The 24,633-nt window shown below is 31.6% G+C and carries 15 protein-coding genes; 9 read left to right on the plus strand and 6 right to left on the minus strand.

Translation table 11 applies throughout. The annotated features are described in order from the left end of the window. Positions 1-6: 6 nt before the first annotated feature. On the minus strand, positions 7-636 hold the full coding sequence (locus BTO16_RS02555) for a low molecular weight phosphatase family protein (RefSeq protein WP_105020091.1): 630 nt from the start codon (positions 634-636) through the stop codon (positions 7-9). Positions 637-700: 64 nt separating this feature from the next. Between BTO16_RS02555 and BTO16_RS02560 the strand changes: the two genes are divergently transcribed. Further along, positions 701-1,249, plus strand: coding sequence for a Smr/MutS family protein (locus BTO16_RS02560; RefSeq protein ID WP_105020092.1), 549 nt, complete (start codon positions 701-703; stop codon positions 1,247-1,249). A gap of 348 nt (positions 1,250-1,597) precedes the next feature. Then, the gene (locus BTO16_RS02565; protein WP_105020093.1) at positions 1,598-2,731 is read left to right on the plus strand and encodes a cysteine desulfurase family protein; all 1,134 of its coding nucleotides are present in this window, start codon (positions 1,598-1,600) and stop codon (positions 2,729-2,731) included. Between the two features lie 34 nt (positions 2,732-2,765). Here the strand turns inward: BTO16_RS02565 and BTO16_RS02570 are convergent, their stop codons facing one another. From BTO16_RS02570 to BTO16_RS02590, 5 genes are all read right to left on the minus strand, one after another. Next, on the minus strand, positions 2,766-5,528 hold the full coding sequence (locus BTO16_RS02570) for an alpha-amylase family glycosyl hydrolase (protein ID WP_105020094.1): 2,763 nt from the start codon (positions 5,526-5,528) through the stop codon (positions 2,766-2,768). A gap of 67 nt (positions 5,529-5,595) precedes the next feature. After that, complete coding sequence (locus BTO16_RS02575) at positions 5,596-7,275, minus strand: SusE domain-containing protein (protein WP_105020095.1); 1,680 nt, start codon at positions 7,273-7,275, stop codon at positions 5,596-5,598. A gap of 28 nt (positions 7,276-7,303) precedes the next feature. Further along, positions 7,304-8,401 (minus strand): SusE domain-containing protein, encoded by a 1,098-nt coding sequence (locus BTO16_RS02580; protein ID WP_105021485.1) that lies wholly within the window; start codon positions 8,399-8,401, stop codon positions 7,304-7,306. A gap of 19 nt (positions 8,402-8,420) precedes the next feature. Next, complete coding sequence (locus tag BTO16_RS02585) at positions 8,421-10,031, minus strand: RagB/SusD family nutrient uptake outer membrane protein (protein ID WP_105020096.1); 1,611 nt, start codon at positions 10,029-10,031, stop codon at positions 8,421-8,423. A 17-nt stretch (positions 10,032-10,048) separates the two neighbouring features. Next, the gene (locus BTO16_RS02590) at positions 10,049-12,952 is read right to left on the minus strand and encodes a SusC/RagA family TonB-linked outer membrane protein (protein WP_105020097.1); all 2,904 of its coding nucleotides are present in this window, start codon (positions 12,950-12,952) and stop codon (positions 10,049-10,051) included. 199 nt (positions 12,953-13,151) lie between these two features. On the opposite strand from BTO16_RS02590, the gene BTO16_RS02595 reads away from it, so the two are divergent. From BTO16_RS02595 to BTO16_RS02625, 7 genes are all read left to right on the plus strand, one after another. Next, positions 13,152-14,174 (plus strand): LacI family DNA-binding transcriptional regulator, encoded by a 1,023-nt coding sequence (locus BTO16_RS02595; RefSeq protein WP_105020098.1) that lies wholly within the window; start codon positions 13,152-13,154, stop codon positions 14,172-14,174. Between the two features lie 145 nt (positions 14,175-14,319). Continuing rightward, a complete protein-coding gene (locus BTO16_RS02600; protein ID WP_105020099.1) occupies positions 14,320-15,690 on the plus strand; it encodes an MFS transporter in 1,371 nt (456 codons plus the stop codon). Positions 15,691-15,818: 128 nt separating this feature from the next. Beyond that, positions 15,819-16,472: a beta-phosphoglucomutase gene (pgmB, locus tag BTO16_RS02605; RefSeq protein ID WP_105020100.1), complete on the plus strand. Its 654-nt coding sequence runs from the start codon at positions 15,819-15,821 to the stop codon at positions 16,470-16,472. Between the two features lie 269 nt (positions 16,473-16,741). Further along, positions 16,742-19,048 carry a glycoside hydrolase family 65 protein gene (locus BTO16_RS02610; RefSeq protein WP_105020101.1) on the plus strand — a complete coding sequence of 769 codons (2,307 nt, stop codon included), beginning with the start codon at positions 16,742-16,744 and terminating at the stop codon, positions 19,046-19,048. 134 nt (positions 19,049-19,182) lie between these two features. After that, positions 19,183-21,054, plus strand: coding sequence for a glycoside hydrolase family 13 protein (locus BTO16_RS02615; RefSeq protein ID WP_245891943.1), 1,872 nt, complete (start codon positions 19,183-19,185; stop codon positions 21,052-21,054). A gap of 83 nt (positions 21,055-21,137) precedes the next feature. Then, positions 21,138-22,088 carry an alpha/beta hydrolase-fold protein gene (locus tag BTO16_RS02620; protein ID WP_105020103.1) on the plus strand — a complete coding sequence of 317 codons (951 nt, stop codon included), beginning with the start codon at positions 21,138-21,140 and terminating at the stop codon, positions 22,086-22,088. 121 nt (positions 22,089-22,209) lie between these two features. Further along, complete coding sequence (locus BTO16_RS02625; protein WP_105020104.1) at positions 22,210-24,633, plus strand: TIM-barrel domain-containing protein; 2,424 nt, start codon at positions 22,210-22,212, stop codon at positions 24,631-24,633.

The raw sequence follows: 24,633 nt of genomic DNA on the forward strand, positions 1-24,633 counted from the left end.
AAATAGCTAGATTAACGTTTTAACTTCAGAAAAAATTAAATAAACTTCAGCAGCAATTTGTTGGCTCGTTTCTAAATAGGTTTCTTCTTGTATATCAGATCCATCAGCATGTTTTGGATCTACAAAAGGCAAATGAAAACGGTGACTTGCAGTTGGTATAAATGGGCAATTTACATCCGCATTATTGCACGTTGTAATTGCCATAAAAGGTTCTTTATTTATAGGATCGCTATAAAATTTAGAAAAACCCAAAACAGCTTTTTTTGTCCCTTTAAAAGAAATTTGATAAGTAGGATTTTGATGAGAAAAATCTGTTAACTGAAACTCAAAACCAACTTTTTGAAGGGTTTTTACCGTATTTCTATAAAAAGCGGTTACTTCTGTTCCGCCAGAAAAAGCATTGATATTCAGTTTAAAATAATGAGCGGCATAAAAACTCCAAACTTGCCCTAATTGACTTCTTCTTGAATTGTGAGTACATATAAAATTAAGGTTAACTTCTTTATTTAAAGTGTATTCTTTCGCAATTGCATCAGAAATTTTAAGTAAAAGTATTTTTCTTTCATCAGAAATTATTGCTTTTTTATAAGCGTTTACAAAAAAGTTTTCTAAAGAAATTGTTGAAGAGATAAGCATCTTGTTATTTTTGATTGCAAGTTAAGGAAATAAAGTATTTTTGTAAATTAAAATTAAGTTAAGAATGCGTTTAGAAATTGGTCATAAAGTTGCTGTTTTAGATGATGTTTTAAAAGGAATCGTAACCAATGTAAACGGTGGCATAGTTTCTATTAAAACTACAGATGGAATGATTTTTAATTTTCATGAATCAGAATTGGTTAAAATTGGTAAGGAACAAGATGAGTTAAGTAAGTTTTCTGATATAAACAACGATCTTTTAAAAGAGAAAATGATATCTAATAAGCCTAAAAAAAGCTTTTTTCAAAAAGAAAAACACGAAGTTATTTTAGAGGTTGATTTGCATATTAATAAGTTAGTAAAGTCTGTAAGAGGTTTGGATAATTATGACATGTTAAACCTGCAATTAGATACAGCAAAAAGTAAAGTTGAGTTTGCTATTAGTAAAAGAATTTCTAAAATTGTCTTTATTCATGGAGTTGGCGAAGGAGTTTTAAAATCTGAACTACATTATTTACTTAATAAATATCCGGTGAGATATTATGATGCTTCCTACAAAAAATATGGTCTAGGAGCTACAGAAGTGTACGTTTTTCAGAATCCTACAGAGTAGGAAAGTAGAGGGTTTTTATACTGATACTAATTAAGGAAATAAGAAACAAGAGACAAGAAACAAGAAACAAGAAACAAGAAAGAAGAAAGAAGAAAGAAGAAAAAGAGACTAAAGCTATGTTTTTCTATGTGCTTATATGGTCGTTTTTTTAATTTTAGGAAACAGGAAACAGGAAACAGGAAACAGGAAACAGGAAACAGGAAACAGGAAACAGGAAACAAGAAAAGCTGATTTTTATTTTTACTTTAGTATCCTTGAAAATCCGTGTCATTAAATAGTTCTTAATTTCGTTTTTTTTAGTTAGCTCGTATTCCTTAAAACTTCCCTAATAAAACGTATTTTTGTAACATGAAAGCTATTTATTTAGACAACGCCGCTACTACAAAAATTGATATTGAGGTTTTAGAATTAATGCATATTTCGATGCAAGAAAATTTTGGAAATCCTTCTTCTACCCATCAATTTGGACGAAAAGCAAAATCAGCCGTTGAAACTGCTAGAAAAAATATTGCAAAACATTTTAACGTAACCGCACCAGAAATTATTTTTACGGCTGGCGGAACCGAAGCCGACAATCTAATTCTAAATAATGCCGTTTTAAATTTAGGCGTTCAAAGAATTATAACCTCAAAAATTGAACATCATGCGGTTTTACATACTGCGGAGTTTCTTCAAAGAACTCAAAATATCATTTTAGATTTTGTACATGTCGATGAATTTGGAGTTATAGATTTAAATCATTTAGAAGAGCTTTTAGCTGCTTCGGATAAAAAAACCTTGGTTAGTTTAATGCACATCAACAATGAAATTGGTAACATTTTACCTGTGGATGAAATTTGTGTTTTATGCAAAAAATATAATGCTTTATTTCATTCTGATACCGTGCAAGTAATTGGGCATTATGCGCTAGATTTACAGAAATATCCACTAGATTTTTTCGTTGCAAGCGCTCATAAATTCCACGGACCAAAAGGAGTTGGATTTGCTTTTTTTAAAAAAGGATTCGGAGTTTTACCAATGTTTTATGGCGGTGATCAAGAAAGAGGAGCGAGGTCTAGTACAGAAAATGTGCACTCCATTTTAGGAATGGATAAAGCGCTAACTATTGCAATGAATAATCTTAAAAGTGATACAAAATATATAGAAAACCTAAAACATTATTTTAGTACTGAATTGCAAAATATATCTTCGGATATTCAGTTTAACGGACGTTCATCAGACTTTGAAAAAAGTAGTTATACTATTTTAAACGTTCGTTTTCCTGTTAAAAATGATATGCTTTTGTTTAGTTTAGATATGGCAGGAATTGCTGTTTCAGGAGGTTCTGCTTGTCAAAGTGGAAGCAATAAAGGTTCTCATGTATTGGCAGAAATTTTAAAGGATCAAGAAGCAGATAAAACGTCTGTTCGTTTTTCTTTTTCAAAATTCACCACAAAAGAAGAAATTGATACTACTATTATAAAATTAAAAGAGCTGCTTTAAAAGCAGCTCTTTTTGTAATGTATTTCAAAATTAATTACTCAATAATTAATTTTTTATAAGATTTACCCTCTTTATTACTCGCTTTTAAAAGGTAAAATCCTCTTTTAATGCCTTTAACAGAAAATGAAGAATTCGCATTAAAATCGCCAGAAAACTCTTTTATTTTTTTACCGTTTACATCATAAATTATAATGTTGTTGGTTGCAATATTTACTTTAAACGAGCTTCTCACCGGATTTGGATATACGACAATGTCATCATTCAAAAATAAATCATCGTTTGATAAAGTTGCTGCAGTATTCGCGTAGATTTTAAATTCACCAGGCGCTAAAGAAATTAAACTATTTGTATTGCTAACATTTATAGTTTGATTGTTATTTAAAACATCATACCAAGTGCCCGTTTTTTGAAAAACAGGATTTATATTCTGAGTAGTAATTCCGAAATTACCAATAATATTGATGTATTGAATATCCGCTGCAGCGGTGCTCGTTAATTGAATTTTCTTTAATCCGTTGGTATTTGCTAAATCAATAGTAAAATCTGAAGTTTCAAAAATGTCATACTTCAATTTTAATTGGATTAACTTATTCCAAGTATTATAAACGTTTTTTCTTTCTTGAACCTCAAAATAATCCCATTTAATTGGTTTGTTTCCAATTCTGCCGTTATAATCGATACTAAAATCGTATCCTAATTCTCCAAACTGCCAAATCATTTTTGGTCCAGGAACTGTAAAATAAAATGCGCCTGCTAATTCTTGTCTTTTTAATGCAGTTGCTAAGGTTTTGATATTATAAGTACTTGTTGCTTTACCAGCCGTTAAACTTTCTACCATTAAGCGCTCTTCGTCATGACTCTCCATGTAGCTAATATTTGCTGGAACTGGCCAATTTCTATTTTTGTATGAAACATTAGAGAAATTTGACTGACTTGTATTTCCAGCCGCAGCTTGTCTATAGTTATAGTTTTGATTTCCCCAAAGCATAATTCCTTTTCCTTCGGATAATCTATAATTTACCCATTCTAATTCTTCTGTATTTCCTCCTAAATGTTCGAAAATTACATAAAAATTTGAATCGATTTCCCACTGATTATCTGCATATCCTTTTAAAATAGCAACTCTATCTGCTTGATAATTTCCGGTACAACCTTCGTCGTTAGCAGTACAATTTTGAGTAAACCCTTTTGTTAAATCCCATCTAAAACCATCAATTTTAAATTCATCAATCCAATATTGAGAAACTCTTTTTATATAGTCTTTAGTAGCTTGTTTAGAGTGATTTAAATCGTTAAAAACACTATAAGAATGTGTAGCAGTTTGATTAAAAAACGGACTATCAGCACTTGCCTGTCCGCCATAACCACCATTATCGGTATTGTACATTCTGTAATATGGGTTTTGCCCACTTGCATGATTGTAAACTACATCTAAAATTACTGCAATTCCGCGTTTGTGACATTCATCAATTAATTGTTTAAAAGAAGCAATGTTACCATAATACTTGTCTAAAGCCATATGAAAAGACGGGTTATATCCCCAAGATTCATTGCCATCAAATTCGTTTACTGGCATAAATTCAATAGCATTTACACCTAATTCTTGTAAGTAATTTAGTCGATTTTTTACAGCATCAAAACTATGAAGCGCATCAAAATCGCGTATTAATAATTCGTAGATTACTAAATCTGTTTTTTTAGGTTTTTGAAAATTGGTATTTTGCCAAGCGTAAGAAGCATCACCCGTTCTTAATAACGTAACAGCATGATTTGTTTTACCTGCGGGATAACTTGGTAAATTTGGATAGGTAGTTGCGTTGATATATTGATCATTATTTTCTGTTAAAACAATGGTAGAATAGGGGTCTGCAACTCTTAAGTCCGCATTAATAATATATTGATACGTATAATCTGTTTGAGGCGATAAACCAGTTAGTTCAATCCAAAAACGGTTTTTTGCTGTATCTTTTTTTAGTAAATAGGTATTATTTATTTCCCAATTATTAAAACTACCAATTACGTGGATAAATTCTTTGTTAGGCGCGTAAAAAACTAAAGTTGCTTTGGTATTGTCTGTTGGATTTAAATTTAATCCGTCTTTCATTCCCGCAGGAACAGCAGCTTCTACATTTGTAGGTTTTACAATTGCATTAAAAGTTTTGCTTACAGTTTGTCCGTTATTTGTAGCTTCTAAAACAAAAGTGGTGTTTTGAGTAATAGTAGGAGAAAAGCTATATGTTGTTAAGTTTGTTTTTTGGTTTATTGAAGAACCATTTGCTTTTAAATTAAAGTTAGCAGGTAAAGAGGTTGCTGCACTAATAGGAAGTGTTTCTCCTGAATTTAGAATAGAAGTAGTGTTTGTTGGCGAGTTTAAAGTTAATTGAAAAGCACCAACTTGGTATATTTGATCTTGAGATTTTTTATCTCCAGTTCCGTTTTTTGCTTTTATCAACATTCCAATACTACCAATATTTGTTCTATTGTAAAGGGAGGTAGGTTTAAAAGTAATAGAAAAAGTACCATTACCGTTGTTAATTAATTTTTGTGTTTCATTAGAGTTTGTCCACGTTCCGTTAGTAGGAGAATCAATAGAATTTATATCATTTTCGTCATAAGACCAGGCCCATAAATAAATATCGGAAACGCCCCAAGAAGCAGTTGTTACATTTGAAACTGTTATGGTAATAGTGTTTGTTTCTTCGAAAGTAGCAGGAGAAACGTTAAAAGTAACATTTTGAACTTGACTAAAACCGAATGAAGTAATACATAATAAAACGAGTAAAGTAATTTTTTTCATTTGATTAGGGTTTTAAAAAACAAGAGCTATCGTTTATAGATAGCTCTTGTAAAATTTATATTAAAATTTAATTTTTTGTATACGTAGGTGCATCAGGATTAGAGAAATCTAAAACAAAACTGTAAGTACCTGCTACAGTAACAAGGTTTGCTCCACCATTTTCTAAAACGCCATCTCCGCCATTATCACCAAAATTGGTTCCCCAATCATTGTTAGCTCTAAATTTATATTCTCCATCTATAAGAGTCACATTATTTAAAAACCAAACATCGTTAAATGGTTTAGACCAATCTCTTTTAAATTTAGCATCCGCAGTTGCGCCCCAATTATTATACGCGCCACCAACTAAGCCCCAAACATGGTCTATTTTTTCTAGAGAATAGGTTAAATCTTTTAGGTTTACAGTAGCAATGTAAATACCAGCAGTTACAACAATGTTTGCACTACCGTCTTCTAAAGTTCCATCTGCTCCATTATCACCATAATTGGTTCCCCAATCATTGTTCATTCTAAATTTCATTTCTCCGTCGATTAAAGTAACAATTCCTCTAAAAACATCAGAATATTGATCATATTCTAACATAAAATCAGGAGTTGCACCCCAATTGTTATAAGCACCTCCAACAATACCTAAAGAAAAACTTTCTATAGAATATGTTAAATTATTTAGGTCTAATACTATTTTATAAGAACCACCAGTAGTTGTAAGGTTTCCTCCGCCAGAAGTTATTGTACCTCCGGTTGATGAATCACTACCATAATTGTTAGCCCAATCGTTATTTTCTCTAAATTTAAACTCACCAGCAACTAAATTAACATACGCTGTTAAAACACCAGCTACAGCTGTTTTAAAGAAAGGTAAATCTGGAGTTGCGCCCCAATTATTTGCTGCAGAACCAACCACACCCCAAGTTGTAGATAAATCTAAAACGGTTAAGTAAGTTGTTACATTGATTGTTATTGGAGTTGCAATTCTTTCTAAAATACTTCCTGATGCTGCATCTGTAATAATAGATCTTATTCTAAAAGAAACATTGCCAGCAGTGTCTACAGGAATTCCAGCTTGAATAGCAATTGTATTTAATTGCGCATTCGTTAACGAAATAGAGTTCATATTTTTAACTTTTCCGGCTTCTATTGGCTTTGCAAAATCTGTATTTGGCAATGCAGCTTCTAAAATGTATTCTATATCTACTGGTAACGATGAGTCTAGTATTGGATCATTCCAGCCAAAAGTAACCGCAAGCGCATCATTATTATCTAATGATAATACAAAAACATCTCCATCCTTAACACCAGTAAAAGTAGGTGCATTAACAGGAAAGGTAGTTACTAACATTAATATGGTATTTGTTGTATTACTGCCAGCTTTAACTCTCATATAAATTGCAACATCACTAAAATTAGTTACACCTGCATTATTAATTGCTTTGTTAAAAGCATCAACAGTCATAGAAAAATTACTGCTATTTGTTGTTCCTAAGGTTGCAGGGCTTGTAAAATCTGCATCCGTAGCCATTTCTATAGTGTAATCTGCACCTGAACTTAATTGATCCTTCCAAGAAATTGTAAAAGCAGGATTATTAGGAAGTGCAAAGTTTAAAAATACAGTGCTAATTCCAGGCGTGTCTAGCGTAAATGATGCCTCTGGACTAGTTAATGTTAAGCTTTCTTCTACTTCACAAGAACCTAGTATTAAGGTAAATGAAAGCAACAAGTAACTTAATTTTTTTATATAATTTTTCATTTTTTATCTTTTAAAAATTAAATTGATACTATAAATTTAATGGGATTAAAATATATTGGCCGGTTAAATCATTAAACCATACATTATAATCGTCTTCTACGATAACAGGAACTGAGCCACCACCATTGGTTGCTGTTCCAGAAAAAGAAGTTGAACCTCCCCAATTAGCACCTGCACCAGTAACAAAAGCTACATCTCCAGGAGTTAATCTTACATTATTTGCATACCAAATATGACCATCAAAACCTAAAGCTGCCATGGCAACATCAACAGTACTAGTTCCTTTTAAAGTTAAACTTGCTGGACTCATTTTACCAGTAGCATTAAAAGCTTCAAAATTAAATGTCTTGCTTGCAAAATTTATTTTAAAGGTATAGAACCCTGATGCAGTTATAGCCGAATTATTATTAGGAAAAGTTCCTGGATCACTTCCTCCACCTGGGTTAACGTCGATACTTGACTTGTCATTTGTACCCCATTGTGGTTGCCATAAGCCTTTTACTTCTAGAACTTTAAATTCACCAGCTCCAAAAAATCCTGTGTAATAAAATGTATTTTTATCATTTGGATCTCTAAATAATGCAGGGTTGTTATTGTTGTTATTCCAATCTGCAGAAGTAGCATTACCCACTAAATAATAATCATTAAATACATAATTGTAGTAAGGATATACATTAAACTGTATAGCGTTAGAAATTGTTTTTTCGCTATTTTGAGTACCTAAAGAAGAAACAACTCTTGCATATAAAGTTCCCCATTCAAAAGGATTTAAACCTGCATTACCCGCTGCTGCATTTACTTCGTTTACTGATAAAGTAATAGAGGTTTTACCAGTAATTGTAGCAGGAATTATAGGAGTTGTAAAAGCTTCATCACTTGCAAACTGAATTGCATAATTGATGGATGCTTGTTGCCCATATGCTGCATCTTTCCAATTTAAAGTTACTGCAGGATTTCCTGTATTTACAGCATCTAATTGTAAATCTGTAAAACCAAGATCTGCCAAAACTGGCGCTGTTGGCGCTGAAATTGTAAATATTTCAGAAGTATCATCACAAGAATTGAAAACTAAAAATAGGATTCCGATGATTGTAATAGCTGAAAATCTTTTTATATTTTTCATCATTTGTAGTTTGTTATTAATATTAGTACCCAGCATTTTGAGTTAGATTAGGGTTAGATGCTAAACTTGCAGAAGGTATTGGATATAATTTCATGTGTGCAGGTAAAGCAATACCATTGGTACCATTTCCTTTCCAAGCCCAGTTATATGAACCACCTGTAAACTTACCAAAACGAATTAAATCTTGTCTTCTATGCGCTTCCCAGTGTAATTCTCTTGATCTTTCATCTAAGATAAAACTTAAAGTAATGTCTGCAATTGTAAGATTGTTTTGTGGGTTGTTTGCTCTTGATCTTAAAGAATTTATATAGTTTTCTACATTAGCAGTAGTTGCGCCAGTACCACCTCTTAGTTGCGCTTCTGCATACATTAAATACACATCCGCCAATCTAAATAATGGAAAATCTGTATCTACAAATGTTTGGTCTGCACCAAAACCGCCAGTAGATTTATCATTTGAATATTTTTCGATGATATAGCCTTGATCTTTATCAGAAATATCTGTAATTTCTATACTTCTTGTTCCAGAAATTAAAGTATTTCTAGTATCATTATTATAAATACCATCATTAAATAATAGCGCAAATTGTTTTCTAACTCTTAAAGCGCCACCCCAACCGCCAGCACCAACACCAAGTGCAGCACCATTAGCTTCTAAACTACCAACTTCTCCATTTACCATAACCGTTGTTGGTCCGTAGTTTTGAGTAAAAGTTCCATCAGAAATTAAAGGAAATATAATTTCATTTTTAGCTGAATTTACATCATTATCTGCCATAAAGTTATGAGCATAACTAGTAGCTAATGTATAACCGCCAGCAATAATTTCTTTACAAACTGTAATACATTCTGTGTATTTAGATTCACCAATATAAACTTCTGCATTTAAATACATTTTAGCAAGAATCATCCAGGCAACTCCTTTATCTGCTCTACCATGTTGGTTTTGCAATGGTGCTTTTAAATCTGCTTCAATTGTAATTAATTCTGATTCAACAAAGTCAAACAATTGTTTTCTATTATAAGTTTGTGGTTTTGCATTAATTGCATCATTTTCTGTTGCAAAATTTGCTTGACCAAATAAATCCATCATATAATAATAAGACATTGCTCTTAATAATCTTGCTTCTGCTCTAAAAGCTACAATTTCAGTTTTTGTTGCTGCTGAAACATTTCTTTCTGCTAATTTTGCATCCGTAGTTTCTCTTAAAAAGTTATTTGCAAAAGCTATTGTTACATGGCTTCTACCAAACATTCCTAAAATGATTGGATCATCCGCATTCCAGATATTACGTTGTATTTCACGTGTTCCAGGATCGTTTTCATAAGACCAAATCATTTCGTCTGCAGACAATGTTTGTAAGTATAATAATACTCTACCAAACTGACTTGTACCTGCATCTAATCCTTGAATATTTGATGATTCTGGGCCGTCAATACCTGTTAAAGATAGGTTTGCATATACACCTGCTAAAAGTTCTTTATAGGCTGTTTCGTTTTTAAAGAAATCTTCTCCTAATAAATCTTGATCATCTTGTGGTGTAATGTCTAAGTCTTTTGTACAAGAAGACAAAGCAATTACCATGATCAGGAATATTGTTGCTATTCGTTCGATTTTAAATATTTTTTTCATTATAAATTTTTTAGTAATTAAAATTTGATATTAGCTCCAAGTAAGAAAGTTCTTGGTCTTGGGTAGGTAGTATTATCAATTCCATCAAACACCTCTGGATCTAAACCAGAATAGTTTGTTAGCGTAAACACATTTTGCATACCAGCCCATAAACGAATGCTGTTTGATGCAAATTTTTTGATTGGTCTATCAAAAGTATAACCCAAAGTTATGTTATCCATTCTTAAAAAAGAACCGTTTTCTAGATAAATATCAGAAGCAATAACATCTGCAGTAGTATTAAAATTAGTATTTAACACCGATGTTGGAATGTTTCCTAAAACGGCATTATCTAATAATAAATCGTATTGAGCAGATGAAGAGTTTACATTGTTGTAAATATAATTACCTACGCTAGCTCTTAAGTTAAAAGCTATATCAAAGTTTTTATAATCGATACTAGATTGAAAACCAAAGGTAACATCTGCTTGAGGATTTCCTTTTAAATATTTGTCTGAAGTATTTAAAATACCATCGCCATTTAAATCTGCATAAGCGCCTTCAATTGGTTGTCCTGCTGTGTTGTATAATTGTTTAAACACATAAAATGAATTAGGTGCGTAGCCTTCTCTATATAATTGAGCAAATCTACCAGTTCCTCCAGAAATACCTCCAACATCAATATCACCACTATCACCCAAATCTATAATCTCTCTATTTAGGTAAGTAGCATTAAAGTTTAAGTTCCAGTTTAAATCTGCTGTTTTAATTATATCAGAATTTATAGTGAACTCTAAACCATTTACTTGAAGATCTCCAATATTTTGAGTAACTCTGTTTGTAAAGTTTGCAACATCAGGCACGGCAACAGTTGCTAATAAATCGGTTGAATTTTTTTGAAATGCATTAATAGAACCTGTAATTTTATTATCATATAAGCCAAAGTCTACACCTAACTCTACAGTTGCTGTGTTTTCCCATTTTAAATTACTTCTAGGAGAAGGAATTGTAGATTGAATAGGAGAACCATCAAATAAATATTGTGAGTTTTGATTTCCAAAACGATATCTGTCTAAATATAAATCTCCTTGAATACCATCTTGCTGACCGTTAAGACCATAAGAAGCACGCAATTTTAATTCAGAAATTACTTTACTATCTTTTAAGAATTCTTCATCACTCATTCTCCAAGCTAAAGCTGCACCTCCAAAATTTCCCCATCTATTTTCTGGACCAAATCTAGAAGTACCATCTCTTCTGTAGTTTAACGTTAATAAATATTTATCATTATAAGTTAAATTTGCTCTTGCTAAAAAACCAACTAAAGCAACTGGAGTATTAACATAAGTAGTAGTACCAGCATCTGTTGGATTTCTAGTATTTCCGGTATTGTTACCAGAACCATCGAAAGACTGATACGAGTAACCAGCCATTACATCTGCTTTTAACTTATCAAAAGTTTTTACATACGTAAAATACGCATCAAAAGATTCATTTAAAACATTATTTGTATAACCAGAATCGTTACCTACAAATAAATCAGTATAATTTGATGGGCTATTTAACGGGCTTAAAACGAATCCTTTAGCAGTAGATTTGTCAAAACCTGCATTGGCAGTTATGGTTAATTCTGGTAAGAAATGAAAGTTATATTCAAGTTTTAAATTACCATATTGTCTAAACACATTAGAAGTGTTGTTGTTTTGTAATAATGCAGCAACAGGATTTCTTGTACCGTTTTGAACTAAGATTCCACCGGGCGTTCTTGTTAAATGCTGATAAAACCCGCCAAAAGGAGAAGTAGAATCATATACAGGTTGTGAAGGATCGTAACGCAAAGCTGCATTAACTTGACCTGAATCTGCAAATCTATTATCTTCAAAAGCTCTGTTATAATTTAAAGCAATTTTAAAATGATTGTCAAAAAACGATGGATTCATAGATAAAGAAACGGTTGCTCTATCAAATTGTGATGTTAAAAGGTTTCCTTCTATGCCAGCAAAACCAATAGAAAGCCTTGTTGGTATTGCACCAAAAATTTGACCTCTAGCTGTTAAGTTGTGCTGTGTTGATACCGATTTTTGATAAATTTCATCTTGCCAATTTGTATTAGCTGTGCCTAACAAACCTACTTTATCTGGTCGTTGTTGTGCTATTAAATCTCTAAAAGCATTGCCATCAAAAACATTTACTCTATTATTAATTTCACCAAAACCCATTTGATAATCGTAATCTAAAGAGTATTCTTTTCTACCTTTTTTAGTAGTAATTATAATAACCCCATTTGCACCTCTAGAACCATAAATTGCAGTTGCAGAAGCATCTTTTAATACAGAGAAAGATTCAATATCACTTGGGTTAATACTTGATAAGTTAACACCAGATAATGGCAAACCATCAATAACAATTAAAGGATCGTTAGAAGCGTTTAAAGAAGAACCACCACGAATTCTAATTTGAGAACCAGAACCAGGAGCACCACTTGTTGTAATGTTTACACCTGCAACACGCCCGCTTAATAAGTTTTCTGGAGTAACAATGTTACCTTTTGTAAATTCTTTTTCCGAAATTGCTTCTACAGAACCCGTTGCATCTCTTACGGTAGTTGTACCATAACCAACAACAACTATTTCATTTAATTGCTCAAAAGATTCTTCAAGTTCAACTGTTAAGTTAAAATTAGAACCAATAACAATCTCCTTATCTGCATACCCCAGATATCTAAAAACTAGTGTATTACCAGTATTTACTTTTTCAAGAATAAAGTTACCGTCAAAGTCTGTTTGAGAACCTTTACTTGTACCTTTTATTACTACACTAACACCAGGTAAAGCTATACCTGTTGTTTTTTCTTTTACAACACCTTTTACTGTTTGTTGTGCAAACATTGTAAATGATGTACTTAAAAGAAGTCCAATTAACAATAATTTAAATTTTTTCATGTATAATTTGTTAAATAATAACTGTAAATTTGATTTGTCTTAACAATAAACTTACATTCCACACTGTAAATATAGCATGTAGATTGTTCTTTTCAATATGATAAAAGTCACGAAATCGGTTTCGTGTTAACAACTTTCTTTAAGGGATTATCATTAAATTAGCAAAAATTAACATTAAAAACTGACTTTTTCCAAAAAAATGAAGCAAAAAATTACCATAAAAACAATAGCCAAAGAATTAGGGGTTTCTACATCAACAGTTTCAAAAGCTTTAAGAGATAGTCACGAAATAAGTTCTGAAACTAAAGACAAAATTCAAGCGTATGCTAATCTATACAATTATAAACCGAACAATTTAGCACTACAACTTAGAAATCAAAAAACAAAAGTAATAGGAGTAATACTGCCTAAAATTGTACATCATTTCTTTTCTACCGTTATTATGGGTATAGAAGAAGGCGCTAACAAAAAAGGCTACAATATTATGGTCTGTTTCTCTAACGAATCGTACAAGAAAGAAGTAGAAACTTTAAAGGTTTTGTCTAACGGTAGTGTAGATGGTTTAATTGTTTCAATTGCTAGTGAAACACTTGAAAATAAAGATTTTAAGCACTTTATTGATTTGGTTGCAGAAGAAATTCCTTTGGTATTATTTGATAGAGTAGTAGATGAAATTTTATGTGATAAAGTGGTGGTTGATGATGTTGGTGCAGGCTATAAAGCAACAAAACATTTAATTGAAAACGGACGCAAAAAAATAGCTTTAATAACCACTCCCAACCATGTAAATGTGGGCGCTTTAAGAAGACAAGGATATGAGAAAGCATTGATAGAAGCTTACATTAAAACCGATAAAAATTTAATAGTTGAGGTAGATGAGAAAAAAGATATCAAATCTCAAATAGAAAAAGTTTTCAAGGAAGACATCGATGCAGTGTTTGCCGTGAATGAAATTTATGCAGCAAACTCAATGAGAATAGCGAAAGAGAAAGGTTTAAGTATCCCAAATGAGATCTCGATAATTGGTTTTACTGATGGATTAATCTCCGAATATTCATCACCTTCTATTACAACAATAGCACAACATGGTTTTACAATGGGTATGCAGGCTGTAGAGTTATTAATTGAAAGAATAGAAAACGAAACTGAAATTTACAGACCTAAGAAAATAGTGATTTCAAGCGACTTAAAAATACGAGAATCTACGAAACCGTCGTCGTAAGTTTTATTGCTATTTTTTATCAACTTCTTAAAAAAAACATATATTTGTTATCATATTAAGGTTTATCAATAAATTACATTCCACAAAATTTATTAATTGATAAGTCTAAAAACTTATCGCAATATTCATTTTACAATATTCGATAATGGAAAAGCGTAAATTAAGCTTCTGGCAAATCTGGAACATGAGTTTTGGATTTCTAGGAATACAATTTGGATTCGCCCTTCAAGGTGGGTTTATGTCAAGAATTTTTCAAACATTAGGAGCAGGAAAGGAAGATATCCCTTTGCTCTGGATTGCAGCACCGTTAACAGGTTTACTTGTACAGCCAATTATTGGTTATATGAGCGATCGAACTTGGAGTGTAAAATGGGGTAGAAGAAAACCGTACTTTTTAGTAGGTGCAGTTTTAAGTTCTATTGCCTTATTTTTTGTTCCTCATTCGCCTGCATTATGGGTTGCAGCTGGTTTTCTTTGGATTTTAGATGCGTCTATAAACATCTCTATGGAGCCTTTTAGAGCTTTAGTGGCAGACAAATTACCACAATCTCAAAGATCTTATGGTTTTGTAGTTCAAACATTAATTATAGGTATTGGTACTTGGATTGCCAGTAACTTACCTTGGATGGTTTCTCAATTAGGAGTTAGTAACGAAGCAGCATCTGGTGTTGTACCAATGTCTGTAAAAGTTGCTTTTGCAATTGGCGCTTTGGTATTTATGGCAAGTATTCTCTATACTGTTTTTAAAACAGAAGAATATCCACCAGAGAATATGGAAGAGTTTGAACTTGAAAAGGCAAAAAAGAACAACTTTATCCCAGACATTATAAACAATATTGGGAGCATGCCAAGCACCATGAAAAAATTGGGCGTTATTCAGTTTTTTTCATGGTTTGCATTTTTTACAATGTGGTCTATGGCAAACCCTGCTTTAACAGAACATATTTTTCATACACCAGCACCTTTAGAAGCGGCCTTTAATATGGCAGATACAGTGCAAGCAGAAGCATTTAATATTGCAAACACAAAGTTTCAAGAATCTTCTAATTCAGTGGGTTCTGCAATGGGAATTTACGGTTTATCTTCAATGGCATTTGCTCTATTATTAACTTTTTACACCTCTAAAAGAAACATCAACAGAAAATATGTACACTTATTTTCATTGATTTTAGGAGGTATTGGTTTTTTACTGATGAATTATGCATCGCCAGAAAGTTTAAAATACTGTTTTGTATTAATAGGCTTTGCTTGGGGTAGTATTTTATCGATGCCGTATGCAATGCTATCAAGTGCGGTAGATCCTAAGAAAATGGGCGTAATTATGGGGATTTTTAACATGTTTATTGTAATTCCGCAAATTATTGCAGCCTTAGGCGGAATCAATTATGTATCTAATTTATTAGGTGAAGAAGCTATCAACGCAATGACTATTGCAGGAATCAGTTTGGTAATTGCAGGTTTATGTAACTTATTAATTACCGATAAAAACGCTATTAGTTATCAAGAAGAAAATTAAAATGAAATGAGCGTACTTAAAATTATTACTTATTTTTAGTGCTAATAAAAATTTTTACATCATCGCATAGCGATTGACAAATACATGAAGTTTTTATTCATTTTATGATACATGAAATTTAAAAAGAGATGAAAAAAGGATTTATTTTTGATTTGGACGGAGTTATTGTTGACACTGCCAAATATCATTATTTAGCTTGGAAAAAGTTAGCAAACGAATTAGGTTTCGAATTTACACATGCACAAAATGAGTTGTTTAAAGGTGTTAGTAGAAAACGCTGTTTAGAAATTTTGTTAGAAATTGGTAATAGAGAAGCTACACAAGTAGAATTTGATTTGTGGATGGTCGAAAAAAATGTAGACTATTTAAAGTATATAGAAAACATGGATGCATCAGAAATTTTACCAGATGTACCTAAAATTTTAGAATTTTTAAAAAGTAATAACATTCCTATAGCATTAGGATCTGCAAGTAAAAATGCACAACCTATTTTAGAAAAAGTTGGTTTATTACATTATTTTGATGCAATTGTAGACGGTAATAATGTAACAAAAGCAAAACCAGATCCAGAAGTTTTTTTACTAGCGGCAAAGCAATTAGGTGTAAACGCAGCAGATTGTATTGTTTTTGAAGACGCTGTTGCTGGTGTAGAAGCTGCAAATGCTGCAAACATGATAAGTATTGGTATTGGTGATAAAAATATACTTTCTGAAGCACAATTTAACTTTAGAGATTTTACAGAAATTAGTATCGAGTTTATACAAGAGTTGATTGATAAATAAGAAATAGAGAATAGAAAATAGAAAATAGAAAAAAGAATCAAGACAAAAGCTAAAAGAGAGTTGAGAAAAGAGATAAGACAATAGAGAAATCTTTGATGTTTATCACTTTAAAAAGATCTTATTAAATAGTAATTTGTTTGATTAGAAAACAACCTAAAATCTATTTTCTAATAGTTATATATCTTAAAAAATAAAAAATAAATAACAGAACAATAAGAAGTCCATTAGCGAAGCAGTTTGGCATATTTGTTCTCATATCATAAAAAAAAATGAATCAAGATTATATCATACCAAATGAATGGTCTATCATAGAAGAGGGATTTAATTCAGATAAAGTAAAATCTTCAGAAAGCTTGTTTAGCATTGGTAACGGAGCCATGGGACAACGTGCTAATTTTGAAGAAAATTATACAGGAGAAACGTTTCAAGGAAGTTATATTGGTGGTGTTTATTATCCTGATAAAACAAGAGTTGGATGGTGGAAAAACGGATATCCAGAGTATTTTGCAAAGGTTTTAAATGCGCCAAATTGGATCGGAATTAACGTTCAAATTAACGACGAAAAACTAGATTTACATACCTGCAAAGAAGTGTTGAAATTTAAAAGAGAACTCAACATGAAAGAAGGTTGGTTGTCAAGAAGTTTTGAGGCGGTTTTACAAAACGGAATCAAAATTAAGGTAGATTCAAAACGTTTTTTAAGTCTAGAATTAGATGAAGTTGGTGCAATTAAATACGAAGTAACTCCTTTAAATTTGGATGCAAAAATTACTTTTTCTCCTTATTTAGATGCAGGAATAACAAATGTAGACACCAATTGGGATGACCAATTTTGGGATGTTTTAGCAGTTTCTCAAAACAATCAACAATCTTACATTGAGGCAAGAACCATGAAAACACATTTTTATACGTGTACTTTTATGGAATCTAGATTGTTTATAAATGACGATGAGGTTATTACCGGCTGTAATGTAGAGAAAACATCAAATTACACCTCTTGCAATTATCAGCAAGAAATTAAAAAAAATCAAACTTTTGCCATTCATAAATTTGGTGGTTATGTAGTTGATAGAAATCATGATAAAGACGAATTGGTTGCTGCAGCAAAAGACGTTTTAGACAAAGCCGTAAGTTTTGGTTTTGAGGCTTTATTAGAAACTCAAAAACAATCTTGGGCTCAAATTTGGCACATGTCAGACATTACAATTTCTGGTGATGTAAAAGCACAACAAGGAATTCGTTTTAATATTTATCAGTTAAATCAGACCTATTTAGGAACCGATGCTTCTTTAAATATTGGTCCGAAAGGATTTACTGGCGAAAAATATGGTGGAAGCACGTATTGGGATACAGAAGCGTATTGTATTCCTTTTTACATGGCAACCAAAGACCAAAAAGTTGCAAGAACTTTATTAGAATACAGATACAATCATTTAGAAAAAGCCATTGAAAATGCCGCAAAACTTGGTTTTAATAACGGAGCAGCATTGTACCCAATGGTTACTATGAATGGCGAAGAATGCCACAACGAATGGGAAATTACTTTCGAAGAAATTCATAGAAATGGCGCCATTGCTTTTGCTATTTTTAACTACGAGCGTTTTACAAATGATACAACCTATATTCCAGAAAAAGGATTAGAAGTTTTAATTGCGATTGCACGTTTTTGGCAACAAAGAGCAACTTTTTCTTCGGATAAAAATAAGTTTATGATTTTAGGAGTAACTGGTCCTAATGAATATGAAAACAACATCAACAATAACTTTTACACAAATTATATTGCAAAATGGTGTATTAATTATGCGTTAGAAAATATAGAAAAGATTAAAACTAATCACAGTTCAGATTACATCCGAATTAAAGAAAAAACAACTTTTTCTGAAGATGAATTATCAAAATGGAAAAATGTGGCTGACAATATGTATTTCCCTTTTTCAGAAAAGCATAATGTTTTCTTGCAGCAAGATGGTTTTTTAGACAAGGAATTAATTACGGTTACAGATTTAGATCAGAGCCAAAGACCGATCAACCAAAAATGGAGTTGGGACAGGATTTTGCGTTCACCATATATAAAACAAGCAGATACTTTGCAAGGTTTTTATATGTTCGAAGATCATTTTTCTACCGAAGAATTAGAACGTCATTTTGAGTTTTATGAACCTTTTACGGTGCATGAAAGTTCATTATCGCCTTGTGTACACAGTATTCAGGCTGCAAAATTAAATAGAATAGAACAAGCGTATACGTTCTATTTAAGAACTTCTCGTTTAGATTTGGACGATTACAATCACGAAGTAGAAGAAGGTTTACATATAACTTCTATGGCAGGAACTTGGATGAGTATTGTAGAAGGTTTTGGAGGAATGAGAATTTTAAATAACACCTTATCGTTTTCGCCAAAAATACCTAAACAATGGAAATCGTATTCATTTAAAGTGAATTTTAGAAATCAGATAATAAAAGTAAACGTGCATCAAAATAAAACTGATTTTGAGTTAGAAGGAACTTTTGATGTACATATTTTAGTAAATGGCGAACCTATAATTGTTTCTCCAGATAATTTAGTAACAGTGTAAATTCACGAAACGATTACCTAAAAACCTACAAGATTTTTAAAACCTTGTAGGTATAATTAGTAAAATCAATAAAAATGAAAAATCTATCAGTACTAATAGTTATTGTATTTTTATTTTCCTGTCAAAAAAAAGAAATGCAAAATAAAAAAGAAACTTTAGAGATACCAGTAACCAATTCTTTTCTAGAGATAGTTGAGCCCCCTAATTGGTTCATTGGTTTTAAGGATACTTCGTTACAACTCTTAGTAAAAGAAAAAAATATTGGGAACTCAAACCCTATAATTTCTTATGAAGGCGTTTCTATTATAAAAGTGAACAAAGCAAGAAGTAAAAACTATTTATTTATTGATTTAAAGATTGATGCATCAACAAAAGCAGGGAAATTTGACATTGTTTTTACCTTTGATGATGGCACAACAAAAACACATACTTACGAATTAAAATCAAGAGAAAAATCAGCTGATGAATATGTTGGTTTTACAAGTGCGGATGCTATTTATTTAATTACTCCAGATCGCTTTGCAAATGCTGATGAAAGCAATGATGTTTATAATAATTTAAAAGATACCTCTTTAAATAGAACAAATGGTTACGAGCGTCATGGAGGTGATTTAAAGGGAATTACGAATAACATCAACTATATTTCAGATTTGGGTTTTACAGCAGTTTGGCCAACTCCAGTTTTATTAAATGATACTCCCAGAGCATCTTATCACGGCTACGCAATAACAGATTATTACCAAGTTGATCCGCGTTTTGGAACCCTAGATGACTATAAAAATTTAGCGGATGAATTGCGTGAAAAAGGAATGAAATTAATCATGGATCAAGTGGCAAATCATTGTGGATTAGAACATTGGTGGATGAAAGATCTGCCTTTTGATGATTGGGTAAACAATCAGAAAAACTATGAAGACAATATAGAAAATTGGAATAATGAAACAAATATTGGCTCGAATCATAGAAGAACTACAAATCAAGATTTATACGCTTCAGAGATTGATCGAAAAGGAAATAACGAAGGTTGGTTTGTTGCAGGAATGCCAGATTTAAATCAGCGAAATCCATTTATGGCAAAATATATTATTCAGAATAGTATTTGGTGGATTGAAACGCTGGGTTTAGGCGGAATTCGTCAAGACACCTATCCGTATCCAGATAAAAAATTTATGAGTAATTGGGCGGGTTCTATTATGAATGAATACCCTAACTTTTCTATTACTGGCGAAGAATGGAGTTATAATCCTTTAATCGTTGGCTATTGGCAAAAAGGCGCAAATAATAAAGATGGGTATGAATCAAATTTAAAATCGCCAATGGATTTCCCGATGATGAAATCTATTTTAGAAGGAATTAATGAACAAGAAGCTTGGGACCAAGGTTTGATAAAAATTTATGAAGGTTTAGCAAATGATTTTCATTATAAAACACCTAAAGATTTGGTTGCTTTTTTAGATAATCACGATAAAAGCAGGTTGTTTACAGAAGTGCATCAAGATGCAGCGAACGCAAAAATGGCGCTGGGTTATTTATTGATGATGCCTAGAATTCCGCAAATTTATTACGGAACAGAAATTTTAATGAACGATACTGCAAACCCTGGTGATCATGGATTAATTAGAACCGATTTTCCTGGAGGCTGGAAAGGCGATAAAGTAAATGCATTTACAGGTGAAGGTTTAACGGATGTTCAAAAAGAGATGCAATCTTTTGTAAGTAAAGTTTTAAATTATAGAAAAAACAGTGCTGCAATTCATGACGGAAAAACAGTTCATTTTGCACCATTTATGGGCACTTATTTTTTATTCAGAATTAAGAATGATGAAACGGTTGTGCATATTATCAACAAAAATGACAAACCAATTACGATTGATTTAAAACAATATTCAGAAATAGGTTTGAATGGCAAAAAGTTAAAGAATATTATAACTGGTGAAGCTTTTATTTGGGGTGATGAAATAAAATTATCAAAAAAAGGAAATCTTATTTTAACTACAAAATTCTAATTTCTTAAATTGCTCTTTAAGTTTGATCGATTCTACTTTGAGGTAGAATAGCGTATAACTAAAACCCTAAAAACTAGATTATAATGAAAAATTTAAGTGTTCTTTTGTCCATTTTTTTGCTAATTTCTTGCAATTCAAAAAATACAGAAGCTTTTAAAAATATTAAATCTGCTGTGGTTGAAGATGCAGTTTTAGCATCAGGAAAATTATTAAGAGTAGACTCTTTTCCTTCAGTAAATATAACTCCAAGACCTGTTGATATTTGGTTGCCTAGTGCTTATTCCGCAGAAAAAAAATATGCAGTTTTATACATGCATGATGGTCAAAATTTATTTGATTCTACAAAAACTTGGAACAAACAAGAGTGGAAAATTGATGAAGCTGCCACAGATTTAATGGCTCAAAAAATAACCAGGGATTTTATAGTTGTTGGTATTCATAACATTCCAGATATTCGTTGGCAAGATTTATTTCCAGAAAAAGCGATGGATTTTATGGATAAAGATAGAAAAGAAGGTGTTTATAAAAGAGCAAAAGAAGGTGATTTTTCGATTGATTTTAAAGGCGATAATTATTTAAAATTTATAGTTTCAGAATTAAAACCATATATAGATGCAACGTATTCTGTGCATGCTGATAAAGAAAACACCTTTGTAGCAGGTTCTTCTATGGGTGGTTTAATGTCTATGTATGCAATTTCTGAATATCCAGCTGTTTTTGAAGGTGCAGCCTGTTTATCTACTCATTGGGTAGGCGGAATGGCGGAGGAAAACAACCCGTTTCCTAGTGCAATTTTTAAATATGTAGATGCAAATATTCCAGATCCTAAAACGCACAGAATTTATTTTGATTATGGAGACAAAACTTTAGATCGTCATTATCCTCAATATGCATCTCTTGTAGATGATTTATATTATAAAAAAGGATATTCAATCGAAAATTATAGAAACTTATTTTTTCCAGACGCGGATCATTCAGAAAAATCTTGGCAAAAAAGAATACATATTCCGTTGTCTTTTTTATTAAAAGAATAATTAGAAAAATAAAGAGGTTAAAGGTTTTTAAACCCTTTGAAATCTAAATTATAAAAAGCTGACAGTTCGAGTGATTCCGATTTTTCATCGGAATTGTATAGAGAACTTATAAAAATTAAATATGAAGAATTATAAAATCCTTTTTTTATCCGTTTTTATTACAGCTTTTTCGGTTGCTCAAAATTCAAATAGAGTTTTTAAGAGCGCTGAATTTAAAGACGGTGAATTCTTAAATATTGAAGTAAATGATGGGGTTTATAAAATTCAATTTTATAATACTAAAATAGTTGAAACTACTTTTATTCCATTAGATGAACAATTTAATAAAGATTCTCATGCGGTAGTTTTAAAACCTATTTATTCTGATGCTCGATTCAGTGATTCATCAATTTCTGTTAATTTTTATTCCAAAGGTATTTCGGTAAAAGTTCAAAAATCGCCTTTTAAGATTTCATATTATTATCAAAACAATCTTATTACATCAGAAAAAGAGGGCTATTTTAAATCAAAACACATTCCTTTAGAGTTGGTAAAAGGAAATATTATTGCTGATGAAACAGAAAAAATTGAATTCAATTTAACTACGGATGAAGTTTTATTTGGCGGAGGCGCAAGAGCTTTAGGAATGAACAGAAGAGGTAACCGTTTGGCACTTTATAACAGAGCGCAATACGGTTATGAAACGCATGCAGAATTAATGAATTTTACAATTCCGTTAGTAATTTCATCAAAAAAATACATGCTTCATTTTGATAATGCACCCATTGGTTATTTAGATTTAGATAGTAAAAATGACAATTCGTTAACCTATGAAACGATTTCTGGACGAAAAACATATCAAGTTATTGTAGGAGACTCGTGGATAGATTTAATAGATAATTACACCAATTTAACAGGAAAACAACCGTTGCCACCAAGATGGACTTTAGGTAATTTTTCGAGCAGATTTGGCTATCATTCTCAAAAAGAAACAGCGGCAACTATTGATAAATTTAAAGAGGAAAAAATTCCTGTCGATGCTATAATTCTAGATTTGTATTGGTTTGGAAAAGAGTTAAAAGGAACCATGGGTAATTTAGAAGTAGATACAGATTCTTTTCCTGATATGAAAGGCATGATTTCTCGTTTAAAAGATAAAGGAGTTAAAACTGTTTTAATTACAGAACCTTTTATTTTATCAACTTCTAAAAAATGGAAAGAAGCCGATGAAAAAGAAGTTCTAGCAACCGATTCTATTGGTAATTCTGCTAAATATGACTTCTATTTTGGAAATACGGGCATTGTAGATATTTATAAAAAAGAAGGAAAAGAATGGTTTTGGAGTATCTATAAAAATCTTTTAAATTTAGGAGCAAAAGGACTTTGGGGAGATTTAGGAGAGCCAGAAGTATTACCGTCTTGGGTAAATTTCTATAACAAAAAAGCAGATGAAATTCATAATATTTATGGTCACGATTGGGCAAGATTAATTTTTGAAGGATATCAAAAAGAATTCCCAAATGAAAGACCTTTTATTTTAATGCGTGCAGGATCTTCTGGTTCGCAACGATTTGGTATGATTCCGTGGTCTGGAGATGTAAACAGAACTTGGGGCGGTTTGCAGTCTCAACCAGAAATTGCCTTACAAATGGGAATGCAAGGTTTGGGCTATATGCACTCTGATTTAGGCGGATTTGCAGGCGCAAATTTAGACGATAACTTATACACGCGGTGGTTACAGTATGGCGTTTTTCAACCAATATTTAGACCGCACGCGCAAGAAGATGTGCCAAGTGAACCTGTTTTTAGAAGCGATAAAGCCAAGAAATTAGCAAAAGTAGCTATTGAATTGCGTTATAAATTATTGCCTTACAATTACAATTTAGCATTCGAGAATCATCAAAAAGGAACCCCTTTAATGCGTCCTATTTTCTTTGAAGAGGAGGCTGAAAAATTAATGACAAACGCGGTAACTTATTTATGGGGAAAAGATTTTTTAATTACTCCGATTTTAAAAGATTCGGTAAAAACGAAAGAAATTTATTTTCCTAAAACTTCCAATTGGGTGAATTTTTATACGGATGAAAAAGTGGAAGGCGGACAAACTAACACGGTAAAAGTGGAGGAGAATACAATTCCGACGTATGTGAGATCTGGTACATTTATTCCGATGACTAAATTGGTGCAAACTACGGATGATTATAACGGTAATACTTTAGAAATTCACTATTATTTTGATGCATCCGTTAAAGAAAGTAAAAGAGAACTGTATAACGATAATGGTTTGCTCTCTAATGCTTTTGAAAAAGGGGAATATGAAATTTTAGAATTTGAAGCAGAACTAACGAGAAGATATTTAGAAATTGATTTTGAAGCAGAACTTGGTGAGAATTGGAATTCATCAGAAAAAGAAATTACATTAATTATACATAATATCAATTGGAATCCTAAAAAGATAAAGGTTAACAGAAAAAGAAAACGTATTTCATCAGAAAATAACACCCTTTCTATTCCTGTAAAATGGAATCCGAATAAAGAATTAAAAGTAAAAATAACATTAAAATAG

It is taken from the genome of Polaribacter glomeratus, from assembly GCF_002954665.1.
In the GTDB taxonomy this organism is placed as follows: Bacteria; Bacteroidota; Bacteroidia; order Flavobacteriales; family Flavobacteriaceae; genus Polaribacter; species Polaribacter glomeratus.

What these genes read in the sequence shown, in the direction of transcription:
- BTO16_RS02555 (WP_105020091.1), bottom strand. Translation starts at nt 636, where the DNA reads ATGCTTATCTCTTCAACAATTTCTTTAGAAAACTTTTTTGTAAACGCT.
- BTO16_RS02560 (WP_105020092.1), top strand. Translation starts at nt 701, where the DNA reads ATGCGTTTAGAAATTGGTCATAAAGTTGCTGTTTTAGATGATGTTTTA.
- BTO16_RS02565 (WP_105020093.1), top strand. Translation starts at nt 1,598, where the DNA reads ATGAAAGCTATTTATTTAGACAACGCCGCTACTACAAAAATTGATATT.
- BTO16_RS02570 (WP_105020094.1), bottom strand. Translation starts at nt 5,528, where the DNA reads ATGAAAAAAATTACTTTACTCGTTTTATTATGTATTACTTCATTCGGT.
- BTO16_RS02575 (WP_105020095.1), bottom strand. Translation starts at nt 7,275, where the DNA reads ATGAAAAATTATATAAAAAAATTAAGTTACTTGTTGCTTTCATTTACC.
- BTO16_RS02580 (WP_105021485.1), bottom strand. Translation starts at nt 8,401, where the DNA reads ATGATGAAAAATATAAAAAGATTTTCAGCTATTACAATCATCGGAATC.
- BTO16_RS02585 (WP_105020096.1), bottom strand. Translation starts at nt 10,031, where the DNA reads ATGAAAAAAATATTTAAAATCGAACGAATAGCAACAATATTCCTGATC.
- BTO16_RS02590 (WP_105020097.1), bottom strand. Translation starts at nt 12,952, where the DNA reads ATGAAAAAATTTAAATTATTGTTAATTGGACTTCTTTTAAGTACATCA.
- BTO16_RS02595 (WP_105020098.1), top strand. Translation starts at nt 13,152, where the DNA reads ATGAAGCAAAAAATTACCATAAAAACAATAGCCAAAGAATTAGGGGTT.
- BTO16_RS02600 (WP_105020099.1), top strand. Translation starts at nt 14,320, where the DNA reads ATGGAAAAGCGTAAATTAAGCTTCTGGCAAATCTGGAACATGAGTTTT.
- pgmB (WP_105020100.1), top strand. Translation starts at nt 15,819, where the DNA reads ATGAAAAAAGGATTTATTTTTGATTTGGACGGAGTTATTGTTGACACT.
- BTO16_RS02610 (WP_105020101.1), top strand. Translation starts at nt 16,742, where the DNA reads ATGAATCAAGATTATATCATACCAAATGAATGGTCTATCATAGAAGAG.
- BTO16_RS02615 (WP_245891943.1), top strand. Translation starts at nt 19,183, where the DNA reads ATGCAAAATAAAAAAGAAACTTTAGAGATACCAGTAACCAATTCTTTT.
- BTO16_RS02620 (WP_105020103.1), top strand. Translation starts at nt 21,138, where the DNA reads ATGAAAAATTTAAGTGTTCTTTTGTCCATTTTTTTGCTAATTTCTTGC.
- BTO16_RS02625 (WP_105020104.1), top strand. Translation starts at nt 22,210, where the DNA reads ATGAAGAATTATAAAATCCTTTTTTTATCCGTTTTTATTACAGCTTTT.